Source organism: Armatimonadota bacterium (assembly GCA_031460175.1).
Lineage (GTDB): Bacteria > Sysuimicrobiota > Sysuimicrobiia > Sysuimicrobiales > Sysuimicrobiaceae > Sysuimicrobium > Sysuimicrobium tengchongense.
Genome location: JAVKGW010000006.1, coordinates 158,434 through 169,736 on the forward strand (window position 1 = coordinate 158,434; position 11,303 = coordinate 169,736).

An 11,303-nucleotide genomic window follows, 5' to 3' on the forward strand; every position below is an offset into this window, starting at 1 on the left:
CCGGTTTCCGACTACTGCCGAACGCCCCGCGGAGTGGGGGATTGCGCCGTGAGGCCTCCGTCGATCACGATGGTCGCGCCGTTGATGTGACGGGCGAAGTCGGAGCTTAAAAACAGCACGAGCCAGGCGATCTCCTGGGGCTCCCCCAGGCGCTGGTCCGGGGTCACGGCCCGCATCCGCTCGTTGTATTCCTCCATCTGCCCGGGCTGCTTGGCCTCCACGATGGCGCGATACAGGCGCGTGTCCACGGGGCCGGGGGCGATGGCGTTCACGCGGACGCCGAAGCGTGCCACCTCCAGAGCCGCGGTCTGCGTGAGGCCCACCACCGCGTGCTTGCTGGCGCTGTAGCCCACCATGGTGGGGCTCCCGTAATAGGCGGCGATGCTGGCCGTGTTGACCACCGCGCCGCTGCGCTGCTGGATCATCACGGGAAGCACGTACTTCAGCCCGAGGAACACCCCCCGCACGTTGATGGCCATGATCCGGTCGAACTGCTCCTCGGGGAGCTCCACGATGGGGGCAAAGGCGCCCTCCCAGCCCGCGTTGTTCGCGAAGGCATCGATCCGTCCGAACCGCTCCACGGCCTCCCGGACGTACCGCTGGACGTCCTCCGAACGGGTCACGTCCGCCTGCACGAAGATCGCCTCTCCGTCTTCCCGCCGGATCTGCGCCACGGTTTCCTCGCCCCCCCGGGGGTCGAGGTCCACGCACACCACCCGGGCCCCCGCCCGCGCGAACTCCTGGCAGATGGCCCGACCGATGCCGGACCCTCCGCCCGTCACCACCGCCACCTTCCCCGTGAAGTCCACGCGCACCGCCCTCACCTCCGCTCTGCACGGCCTCGTGCCAAACGTACTCGGGCAGCAGGAGAAGCGTCAAGTGGGGCGAATCCCATAATCCCTAAAGGAAACGTCCGCCCCGGGCCCGCGGGGCTCTGGGCCTTGCGCGAGATCCACCGAAGGGGGGTGTGGGATGGACCGGGGGTTTCCCAGTCCGTTTGAGGTCATGACCCCACCGGAGTGCGAGGGGTGGGAGGAACTCTACCCCTACTACCTGCTCTTCAGCCCGGATCGGCGGGAGGAAGAGGAGGAACGGTTCTGGTTTCTCAACACCATGCACTACACGGAGCCCCTCGCGCCCTTCGACACCGTCGCCGCGGAGGCGGGGCACGTGGGGATCGGGGAGATGAGTCACCGCATCTTCCTCATCCCCGGGGCGAAGGGCATGGCGTTCCGCATCCTCCTGGGGTACGTGTACATGAGTCCCACTCCCATCACGGACCCACAGGAGGTCGAGCGCCGGACACCGTACTTCCTGCGGCGGGCGGGGAGCTACTACGAGCAGTGGGAGGAGGTCTACGGGAACTGGAAGCGAAAGGTCACGGAGGAGATCCGTGCCCTGGATTCCCTGCGGTTCCCTCCCCTCCCGGAGGTGGAGGAGGAAGCGGTGGTCCTGGAGCGGCGGGGGGTGGGGCTCGCCTGGGACGTCCTGCACGCGTACCACCGGGCCCTGGAGAGCATCTACCGCATGTGGCAGCTGCACATGGAGATCGTGATGATCGGGTTCGGGGAGTACCTCACCTTCTACCAGTTCTGCAAGCAGGCTTTCCCCGAGATCCCGGATCCGGTCATCCCCCGGATGGTGTCCGGGATCGACGTGAGCATGTTCCGGCCCAACGACGAGCTGAAGCGGCTGGCGCGGCTCGCGGTGGAGCTGGGGATCGAGGAGGCGTTCCAGGAGGGGAGGAGCTGGCAGGAGGTATGGCGCGCGCTGGAGGGCACGGAAGGAGGCCGGCGCTGGCTCGGGGAGTGGGAGCGGAGCGCGGACCCCTGGTTCTACATGAGCACGGGAGATGGGTTCCATCACACCCACCGGGCGTGGAAGGACGATCCCACACCGGTCCTCTCGGTCCTGCCCCACTACATCGAGCGGATCCGGGCCGGGGAGACCCTCGACCGGCCTCTGGAGGAACTGGTGGCGGAGCGGGACCGGATCGCCACGGAGTATCGCAGGCTCCTCCCCTCGGAGGAGGATCGGCGGGCCTTCGATCAGATGCTCCAGCTGACGCGGAAGGTGTACTACGGGATCGAGGACCACAAGTTCTACGTGGAGCAGTGGTACCAGAGCCTGTTCTGGAACAAGATCCGGGAGCTCGGGGGGCTGTTCGTGCAGCAGGGATTCTTCGAGGATCCGGAGGATGTCTTCTATCTGAAGCCCCGGGAGGTCTCGGAAGCCCTCCACGATCTTCTGCTCGCGTGGTCCGCGGGATGCGGGGCCCGAGGTCCCCGGTACTGGCGGCCGGTGATCCAGCGTCGGCGGCGGGTCCACCAGGCCCTCCGGAAGGTCACGCCCCCGCCGTTTCTGGGCCGGGTGCCGGAGGAGATGACGGATCCCGCGGTGGTCATGCTGTGGGGCTTCACCCCGGATCGGGTCCGGTCCTGGCTTGCACCCCAGGAGGAGAACGTGCTGCGGGGGATTCCGGGAGCGCCCGGGGTAGCGGAGGGACCGGCCCGGGTGGTGTTCACGGCGGAGGACCTCTCACAGGTCCGGTCCGGGGAGATCCTGGTCTGCCCCGTGACGGAGCCCAGCTGGGCTCCCGTGTTCGCGAAGATCAAGGCCACGGTGTCGGACATCGGGGGCATCATGTCCCACGCGGCCATCGTTGCCCGGGAGTACGGGATCCCCGCGGTGCTGGGAACCGGGGTGGCCACCCAGAGGATCCGCACCGGCCAGCGGATCCGGGTGGATGGGGATGCGGGAACCGTGACCCTTCTGGACTGAGGAGGTCCCCTCCGTGAGCGGCGCGGAATCCTTCGCCACCCTCCGCGACCTCGTTCAGGCGGCCCGCCGGAGGCTTGCGCCCTACGTGTGGGACTACATCTCCGGCGGGGCGGAGACGGAGACCACCCTGCGTCGGAACCGGCTGGGCTGGACGCGCTACGCCTTCCGACCCCGGGTGCTGCGGGACGTCCGGGTCCGGTCCACGGCGACCACCTTTCTGGGACACCCCCTGGCCTCACCCGTGATGCTGGCGCCCATCGGCAACCTGGGCCTGGTCCACCCGGACGGTACCCGGGCGGTGGTCCGGGCCGCGGGCCGGCGGGGGACCATCGCCTGGATCAGCACGATGTCTGAGCGTTCCTTGGAAGAGGTGGCGGAGGCCGCAGGCGGTCCCCTGGTCTTCCAGCTCTATGTGCGGGGGGATCGCGGCTGGATGCGCCGGATGGTGCGCCGGGTGGAAGCCGCGGGCTACCTGGCCCTGTGCCTGACCGTGGACGTCCCGGTGTACGGAAGACGGGAACGGGACCTCCAGAACCGGTTTCGTCCCCGCCAGGAGGCGCAACGTCCGAACCTCGCGGACATCGTCCCGGACGAGACCTACCAGGCAGCCCTCACCTGGGACGATGTGCGTTGGCTCCGAGACCAGACCTCCCTCCCCTTGGTCCTGAAGGGGATCCTCACCCCCGAGGACGCCCGGCTGGCGGTGGAGCACGGGGTGCAGGTGGTGTACGTCTCCAACCACGGGGGCCGGCAGCTGGACCACGCGCCCGCCACCGTGGACGTGCTTTCGGAGATCGTGGAGGCGGTGGGGGGTCGGGCGGAGGTGCTGGTGGACGGCGGTCTCCTGCGGGGCACGGACGTGGTGAAGGCCCTCGCCCTGGGTGCCCGGGCGGCCCTCATCGGGAAGCTCCAGTGCTGGGCCCTGGCCGCGGCAGGCCAGGAGGGGGTGGAGCGGGCTCTGGAGTTGTTGCAGGAGGAGATCAGCACCACCCTGGGGCTCCTGGGGGTAACGGAGATCGAGGAGGTGGGGCCGGAGTACCTCGCGCCGTCCCCCGTGGAGTTCTACGGGCTCGGGCGGCGGACCTGAGGGGGGTGGGAGGACGGGGGAACGGGCATCAGGAGCCGGGCGGCGGGGTCCCAAATCTTGAAGAGGGGGTGAGGTGCATGCGCTCGGTACGGAAGGTCCTGATCGTGGTGGCGTTGATGGCCCTGGGGGTGAGCGCCTACGGGTACGGGGCCACCCAGAGCGGGGGGCCCGCGAAGATCCGGATCGGCGTGGTGCACTCCCTGACGGGCCCCCTCTCTCCGGGGGTGCCGGAGGCCAGCCGGTACCAGTTCAAGATCTGGCTTGACGGGCTGAACAAGAAGGGCGGGCTATACCTCAAGAAGTTCGGCCGCCGGGTGCCCATCGAGTTCATCGAGTACGACGACCGAAGCCAGCAGGAGACCCTGATCCGGAACCTGGAGCGGCTCATCCTCCAGGACAAGGTGGACCTGATCCTTCCCCCCTACGGCACGGCCATGCACATCGCGGCCGCACCCATCTTTAACAAGTACGGTTACCCGCTGCTCGGCGTGCATGCGAGCGCGGTGGAGCTCTACAAGCGCCGGCACGAGTTCCCGTATGCCTTCTGGTTCCACGCCCAGCCCGACGTTCATGCCAAAGCCGTGACGGACATGCTCGTGCACTTCCGCCGGAGAGGAGCCATCGGACCGAGGATCGTGGCCACGTACATCGCGGATCAGCACGGATACGAGTTCTGGCCTGCGTACGAAGCGGCCCTCAAGCGAGCGGAATTTCAGATCCTGTACGTGAAGAGCTACCCCTTGCAGGTCTCGGACGTCTCCCCGCTGATCCGAGAGATGAAAGCGTTGAACCCAGACGTGTACATCTCCATCAGCTACCCCTCCGACTTTTCCCTGCTCCTGGAGCAGGCCATTGCCCAGCAGTTCAACCCGAAGATCTACTACGGAACCGTGGGGATCGCCTTCGGGGATCTTCCAAGACGGTATGGTGCGCGCACCATCGAGGGCGTGATGGGCGCGGGAGGCTGCAATCCACAGATTCCGGGCGCCAAGGAGTACTACGAGTTGTACCGGAAGGTGGTCGGCCGGCCCATCGAGTGCTGGGGCGGGGCATACATGCCCGCGGCCCTACAGGTCCTGGAGCAGGCCGTGGAGGAGGTGGGGGAGATTGACCGGAAGAAGATCCGGGACGTCATCGCCACCCGGACCTTCCGGACCATCATGGGCCCCATCCGCTTCAAGGAGCAGATGAACACCTACTGGCCCAGCATGATCGGTCAGTGGCAGGGAGGCCAGTTCCTGGGCGTGTGGGGTCTAGAGGGGCAGATCCGTCCCATGCGGGTTCCCAAGCCGGCCTGGCGAAGGTAACGGAGAAAACGGATCCGGGGGGCGCCTGAGCCAACGAGTGCCCCCCGGTTTCCTTTTCGGAGACGCGGATGGCTGGAAGCGGCACGTGGGTGGCCGTCGTCCTGGACGGCCTGATCCTGGGGGGAGTGTACGCCCTCACCGCCCTGGGGCTGAACCTCCAGTACGCGGTGGCGGGGATCCTCAACCTCGCGTACGGGGAGCTGGTGATGCTGGGGGCCCTGTTGACCTACACCCTGTACACCGCGGGGCGCCTGAGCCCCCTGGCCTCCCTCCTCGGCGTCTCGGCGGCCGCGGGCGTGGTGAGCGGTGCCGCCTACCTCGCGGGCCTGCGGAGGGTTTTCCGCATGGATCGGAGGGAAGCCGAGGTGGCCATGCTCCTCCTGACGTTTGCCCTTTTGTTCATCCTCCAGAGCTCCGCCCTCATGCTCTGGGGAGCGGAGCTGCGGCACTACACCTTCTGGAGCGAGCCGGTGTTCCTCCTGGGGCATCCCTTCAGCACGAACCGTCTGGTGGCCGCGGCGGGAGCGTTTCTGCTCAGCGGTGTGCTGTACGGGATCCTGCGGTGGTCCAGCTTGGGGCGGGTGCTGCGGGGGATGGCGGATAACCCCCGGGCCGCGCAGCTCGTGGGGGTGGGGGTGGAGCGGTATCGGCTCGTGGCCTTCGGCATCGGGGGGATGCTGGCGGGTGCTTCGGGGACCTTGCTGAGCATGTTCTGGTCCTTCAGCCCCACCGCGGGCATTGACGTGACGGTGCGGGCCCTGGTGGTGATCGTGCTCGGAGGGATCGGGAGCGTGGTGGGGAGCCTTACCGCAGGGCTGCTGCTGGGGCTCGCGGAGAGCGTGGTGAGCGCGGTTTGGGACCCTGCCCTGCGGCTCACGGTGAACTTCGCGGTGCTCACGGGGATCCTGCTCTGGCGTCCCCGGGGTCTTTTCGGGTGGCGGACGTGAGGGAGCGAGGGGAATCCGCCGCGTGGGCCACGTACTTCCTGGGGATGCTGGTCCTCCTCACGGCGCCCCGGTGGGGGTCCGCGTACCTCGTGGGATTCTTCGTGGAACTCCTCAGTTACATGGCCCTGGTGACCGCCTGGACCATCTTCTCCGGGCCCACCCGCTACTTTTCCCTGGCCACCGCCGCCTTCTTCGGCATCGGGACGTACGTGACCGTATACCTGGGCGGCCGCATCCCGGTGCTGGCTTGCGTCGCTGCGGCGGCTGTCCTGGCGTACCTGCTGGCCTCTGTGGTGGGCCTCGCGACCCTGCGGCTCAGCGGCCTGTACTTCGTGATGTTCACCTTCGGCCTGAGCGAGTTCCTCCGGCAGTTCGTGCTGTGGTTCGAGGGGCGGCTCTTCCGGAAGGTGGGCCGGATCGTGAGCGTACCCTTCGGCGACCTGGATCTGTACTACACCCTATGGGGGATTACCGCGGTGCTTCTCCTGAGCGCGTTCCTGCTGCGCAGGTCCCGACTGGGGTATGCGCTGCGGGCCATCGGGGAGGACGAGCTGGCCGCCTCCCACGCAGGGGTGGACGTCTCCCGGGTGAAGATCCGGGTGTTCGCGGCGACCGCGAGCGCCATGGCGGTGGTGGGGGCCATCCTGGCTCCCCGGTGGGCCTACGTGCTCCCCGACATGGCCTTCGATCCCACCCGGTCGTTCCAGGTGGTCCTCATGGCCATGCTCGGTGGGATCCGGCACAGCTATGGTCCGTTGTTGGGGACCATCCCGCTGCTCCTCCTCTACGAATGGCTGTACGCCCGTTACCCCTACCCCTTCATGTTCGTGCTGGGCCTCCTCCTCGCGGTCCTGGTCCTGTACGCGCCCGGGGGCGTGTCCGGGATGGTGGAGGGGATCCTGCAGCGGACAGAGGAGCGCCGGCAGGAGGCGGGGCGGATTCGGGCAGAGGAACTGGGGCGCGTGGAGGGGAGCGAGGGGTAGATGCTGGAGGTGCGGGGCGTGAGCCGGCGGTTCGGGGGCCTGGAGGCCCTGGTGGGGGTGGACCTCGTGGCGCGGGCCGGACAACTGGTGGCCGTTATCGGCCCGAACGGGTCGGGGAAGACCACCCTCCTGAACGTCATCAGCGGCGTTCTCAGGCCGGACGCGGGAACGATCCGATGGGAGGGCCGGGACATCACGGGATGGCCCCCTCACCGGGTGGCGCACCTCGGCATCGGCCGGACCTTTCAACGTCCCCGCATCATGGAGGCGATGACGGTGCGGGAGAACATCGGTCTGGGCTTCCTCTTCCGGGCCCGGGGCCTCCCCGTGGCCCAGGCCATGGCGAGGGCAGAGGAGGTGGGGGAGGAGGTGGGACTCGGAGGTCGGCTGGACGTTCCCGCGGGCGACCTCACCTACATTGATCAGAAGCGACTGGAGCTGGCCCGCGCCCTCGCGGGGGATCCGAGGCTCCTCCTGCTGGACGAGTGGCTGGCGGGACTCACGGAAGGGGAACTCCAGGTGGGCCTGGAGCTCCTGAGGCGGCTGCGGGCCCAGGGCAGGGCGGTGATCCTGGTGGAACACGTGATGTCCGCGGTGCGTGCCGTCGCGGACCGGGTGGTGGTGCTGCACGCGGGTCGAAAGATCTTGGAGGGAGAGCCGGAGGAGGTGCTCACCCACCCGGAGGTGGTGGCCACCTACCTCGGGCAGGACACCGGATGCTGAGGGTCGCGGGCCTTACCGTTTTCTACCGCAAGCACAGGGCCCTGCAGGACGTCCACCTGGAACTCCATCCTCGGGAGACGGTGGCCGTCATCGGGGCGAACGGCGCGGGCAAGTCCACCCTCCTGCAGGCCATCGCGGGGCTCGTGCGCCCCCAACCCGGAGCACGCATCGAGTACGAGGGGAAATCCGTCCTGGGATGGAGCCCCGAGCGCCTGGCCCGGGCCGGGGTGGTACTGGTGCCCGAGGGCCGGGAGCTGTTCACGGGGATGACGGTGTACGAGAACCTCCTGCTCGGCGCGCACGGGGTGCGGGATCGGTCCACGGTCCACCGGAGGCTGGAGTGGGTTTGGACCCTCTTTCCCCGCCTTCGGGAGCGCCACGGCCAGCTGGCGGGAACCCTCAGCGGGGGAGAGCAGCAGATGTTGGCCATCGCGCGGGGGCTCATGGCCGGTCCCCGGCTGCTCCTCCTGGATGAGCCCTCCTTGGGGCTTGCACCCCTCATCGTCCGGGAGGTGTTCCAGGTGCTGCAGAGGATTCAGGCGGAGGGCTGCGCCATCCTCCTGGCGGAGCAGAACGTGCGCATGAGCCTTCGGGTGGCCCAGAGGGGCTACGTACTGGAGACCGGCCGCGTGGTGCGCCACGGGACCGCGGCGGAGCTGGCGCGGGACGAACTCGTGCAGCGGGCCTACCTGGGGGGGTGAGCCCTCGTCCATCGAGCTCCGGGGCCTCTCCCAGACCTCCGGTTTCTCATCCCCCACCGTGGCGAACTTGTGTGCGATTCCCCGGTCCGTTGACAGGGGTCGGTCCATTTGTATATGCTGCAGCCGATTCGGGGTGCGGTTGATGGGCAGGCACGGGTGCGGTCTATAGGTCGGCCGGGGAGGGGGGCGGGGCACCGGAGCCCAGGGATCCTCTCCACACGAATCCAGTCCTTCCGGGAGGTCGCGGATGCTGCAGGTGGATCACCTCGGCGTGGTCGTCCGGGACATGGAGGAGGCGCTCCGGTTCTTCGTGGACGTTCTGGGGGGGAAGGTGGTCTCCCACCAGAAGAACGTCATGGGCCGAGAGATCGATCTCGCGTTCGTGGAAGCGTGCGGGATCACCTTTGAGCTCCTCTACCCGTGGGGAGAGACCCATCCGCTTCGGACCTACCTCCAGCAGGTGGGTCCCAGCGTCCACCACATCGCCCTGCGCAGCGAGAACGTGGAGGACACGGTGCAGCGGCTCGATTCCTGGAACATCCGGCCGGAGGGACCACCGGCCATCGTGGGGGGGACCCGGATGGTGCAGTGGCTCGCCCCGGAGGGCACTCTTGGGCTGAGGATCCAACTCCTGGGACCGGTCCCCTCCCGGGCCTCCGAAAGCCAGTAGAGGAGGCGGTCCATGGGGCGCGTACCCATCGCCACCCGGGCGCTCCCCTGGGAGGGGGTTGCCCGGACCTGGCGCTCCGCGGCCCAAGCCGCGCTCCAACCCGCCGTGGGTCTGAGCGTCCTGGTGGCCCTGGCGTTGGGCTGGCTGCTGCTGGCTCCCCTCGGCACCCTGATCTTCGCGGCTTTCCGGGAGGGCACCAACGTCCTTCCCTTCGAACCCGCCTCCCGCTGGACGTTGCAGAACTTCCTCTCGGTGTTCACCAATCCCGTCCTGTACCGGCGGGTGCTCGCGGACACCGCCCTCTACACCCTGGGGAGCTGCGCGGTGGGCCTATTGGTGGGGACGGGGTTCGCGTGGCTGGTGGAGCGCACGGACCTCCCCGGCCGGCACTTGGTCTACGTGGCCCTGCTGGTGCCTCTATTGGTGCCGCCCATCGTGGTGAGCATCGGGTGGGTGATGCTGCTGGGGCCCCGCGCGGGGCTGTTGAACGTTCTGCTGCGGGCCCTGGTGGGAATGGAGGCCACGGGGAACGGTCCCCTCAACATCTTCAGCATGTGGGGGATGATCCTGGTTCAAGGATTTGGGCTTGTGCCCCTGGTGTTCGTCCTCATGGCCTCCGCCTTCCGCAACCTGGACTGGACCCTGGAGGAAGCCGCATGGGTGTGCGGGGCTTCTCAGCTGCGGTCCCTGGTGCGGGTGGTCCTTCCCATGCTGTTCCCCGCGGTGGGTTCGGTGGCCATCCTCTCCCTCATCCTCACCCTGGAGAGTTTTGAGGTTCCCCTGCTCCTGGGCGTCTCCGCGGGGGTTCAGGTCTACAGCACGTGGATCTACTATGCCCTCAATCCCGCGGCGACTCTTCCGAACTACGGGCAGGTGGCTGCCCTCGCGGTTCCGGGACTCCTGGTGGGCATGGTGGGGTTGTGGGCGTACAACCGGGCCACGCAGCTGGCGGAGCGGTACGCGGTGGTGCGGGGGAAGGGGTTCCGGGGCGGGGTTCGGGAGCTCGGGAGGGTCCGGTACGTGGCCATCGGGCTCGTGGGCCTGTACCTCCTGGTGACCGTGGGACTTCCCGTGGGCGTGCTCATCGTGACGAGCCTCTTCCCGGAGGCGGTCCGGACGGGGTTCCAGCAGTGGGGACCGCCGAACCTGGACGCGTACCGCAAGGTGCTCACGGATGCGCAGACGGTCCTCTCCCTCCGGAACGGGGTGGTGGCCTCCGCGGCGGCCGCCCTGCTGGCGGTGGCTGTGGCCACGGGGGTGGCCTGGGTGGTGACGCGCACAAACCTACGGGGGCGGTTCCTGCTGGACTTTCTGGCCTTCTCCTCCGTGGTGATCCCCGGGGTGATCCTGGCGCTGGCGGTGATGCTGGTGTACCTGTGGCTGCCTGTTGGCCTGTACGGAACCTTGGGCATGCTGGTGGTGGCCTTCGCGGCCCGGACGGGGACGGTCAGCCGGATCCTGCGAACGGCCATGATGCAGGTGCACCGGGAGTTGGAGGAAGCCGCGTGGGTGAGCGGGTGCGCGGAGGGGACCGCGGTCCGTCGCATCCTGATCCCCTTGGTGCTTCCCGCGGTCCTCGCGGCGTGGGTCTTCCACTTCGTCATCAGCTTCCGGGAGTTCACCGTGGGGCTGGTGCTGTACCGACCGGAGACCTCCGTGGCCGCGGTGCGGCTGTGGCACCTGTACGAGCGCGGGGATCTCCCGGAGGCGGGCGCGTTGGGAACGGTGATGCTCCTGGGAGTGGTGGCCATGGCGTATCTCGCCCGCCGGCTCTCGGGCCGGTGGGGGGTCCGGTAGGAGACCTCAGGCGCTTTTTCCGGGGAGGGGACGGATGCGACTGGGCCGCTTCATCATCGACACCCACGTGCACGCGCAGCGGTTCGCCGCAGGCCCGCAGCTTGGGGGGAGCACCGGCTACTCGGATCTCGCCTCCGTCATGGTGGGGATGGAGGCGTACGACAACTCCGCGCGGTTGCTGTACGACATGGAGCGGTACGGGGTGGACATGTGCGTGCTGTTGCCGGCCTTCGGGATGAGCAACGAGTTGAACGCGCAGCTCGTGGAGCGGCATCCGGACAAGTTCGTGGCGTGCTGCACGGCGGTG

General features: G+C 68.4%; 11 protein-coding genes. 10 read left to right on the top strand and 1 reads right to left on the bottom strand.

The window, feature by feature from the left end:
- Positions 1-11 precede the first annotated feature (11 nt).
- Entirely contained in the window at positions 12-815 is an 804-nt protein-coding gene (locus tag QN206_09635) for a glucose 1-dehydrogenase (protein ID MDR7615066.1), read from the bottom strand.
- Between the two features lie 157 nt (positions 816-972).
- Between QN206_09635 and QN206_09640 the strand changes: the two genes are divergently transcribed.
- The 10 genes from QN206_09640 to QN206_09685 form a co-directional block, all read left to right on the top strand.
- Positions 973-2,781, top strand: coding sequence for a PEP-utilizing enzyme (locus tag QN206_09640; GenBank protein MDR7615067.1), 1,809 nt, complete (start codon positions 973-975; stop codon positions 2,779-2,781).
- Between the two features lie 13 nt (positions 2,782-2,794).
- Positions 2,795-3,868, top strand: coding sequence for an alpha-hydroxy acid oxidase (locus QN206_09645; protein MDR7615068.1), 1,074 nt, complete (start codon positions 2,795-2,797; stop codon positions 3,866-3,868).
- Between the two features lie 77 nt (positions 3,869-3,945).
- On the top strand, positions 3,946-5,175 hold the full coding sequence (locus QN206_09650) for an amino acid ABC transporter substrate-binding protein (GenBank protein ID MDR7615069.1): 1,230 nt from the start codon (positions 3,946-3,948) through the stop codon (positions 5,173-5,175).
- Positions 5,176-5,243: 68 nt separating this feature from the next.
- Positions 5,244-6,122 (top strand): branched-chain amino acid ABC transporter permease, encoded by an 879-nt coding sequence (locus QN206_09655; protein MDR7615070.1) that lies wholly within the window; start codon positions 5,244-5,246, stop codon positions 6,120-6,122.
- Entirely contained in the window at positions 6,119-7,105 is a 987-nt protein-coding gene (locus tag QN206_09660; protein MDR7615071.1) for a branched-chain amino acid ABC transporter permease, read from the top strand. The genes QN206_09655 and QN206_09660 overlap by 4 nt, the downstream gene beginning before the upstream one ends.
- Positions 7,106-7,828, top strand: coding sequence for an ABC transporter ATP-binding protein (locus QN206_09665; GenBank protein ID MDR7615072.1), 723 nt, complete (start codon positions 7,106-7,108; stop codon positions 7,826-7,828).
- The gene (locus tag QN206_09670) at positions 7,822-8,529 is read left to right on the top strand and encodes an ABC transporter ATP-binding protein (GenBank protein MDR7615073.1); all 708 of its coding nucleotides are present in this window, start codon (positions 7,822-7,824) and stop codon (positions 8,527-8,529) included. The genes QN206_09665 and QN206_09670 overlap by 7 nt, the downstream gene beginning before the upstream one ends.
- A 247-nt stretch (positions 8,530-8,776) precedes the next feature.
- Positions 8,777-9,199 carry a VOC family protein gene (locus QN206_09675; GenBank protein MDR7615074.1) on the top strand — a complete coding sequence of 141 codons (423 nt, stop codon included), beginning with the start codon at positions 8,777-8,779 and terminating at the stop codon, positions 9,197-9,199.
- Positions 9,200-9,211: 12 nt separating this feature from the next.
- The gene (locus tag QN206_09680; GenBank protein MDR7615075.1) at positions 9,212-10,996 is read left to right on the top strand and encodes an iron ABC transporter permease; all 1,785 of its coding nucleotides are present in this window, start codon (positions 9,212-9,214) and stop codon (positions 10,994-10,996) included.
- 34 nt (positions 10,997-11,030) lie between these two features.
- On the top strand, positions 11,031-11,303 hold a 273-nt coding region (locus QN206_09685), incomplete at its 3' end, for a hypothetical protein (protein MDR7615076.1).

What these genes read in the sequence shown, in the direction of transcription:
- QN206_09640 (MDR7615067.1), top strand. Translation starts at nt 973, where the DNA reads ATGGACCGGGGGTTTCCCAGTCCGTTTGAGGTCATGACCCCACCGGAG.
- QN206_09650 (MDR7615069.1), top strand. Translation starts at nt 3,946, where the DNA reads ATGCGCTCGGTACGGAAGGTCCTGATCGTGGTGGCGTTGATGGCCCTG.
- QN206_09655 (MDR7615070.1), top strand. Translation starts at nt 5,244, where the DNA reads ATGGCTGGAAGCGGCACGTGGGTGGCCGTCGTCCTGGACGGCCTGATC.
- QN206_09665 (MDR7615072.1), top strand. Translation starts at nt 7,106, where the DNA reads ATGCTGGAGGTGCGGGGCGTGAGCCGGCGGTTCGGGGGCCTGGAGGCC.
- QN206_09670 (MDR7615073.1), top strand. Translation starts at nt 7,822, where the DNA reads ATGCTGAGGGTCGCGGGCCTTACCGTTTTCTACCGCAAGCACAGGGCC.
- QN206_09675 (MDR7615074.1), top strand. Translation starts at nt 8,777, where the DNA reads ATGCTGCAGGTGGATCACCTCGGCGTGGTCGTCCGGGACATGGAGGAG.
- QN206_09680 (MDR7615075.1), top strand. Translation starts at nt 9,212, where the DNA reads ATGGGGCGCGTACCCATCGCCACCCGGGCGCTCCCCTGGGAGGGGGTT.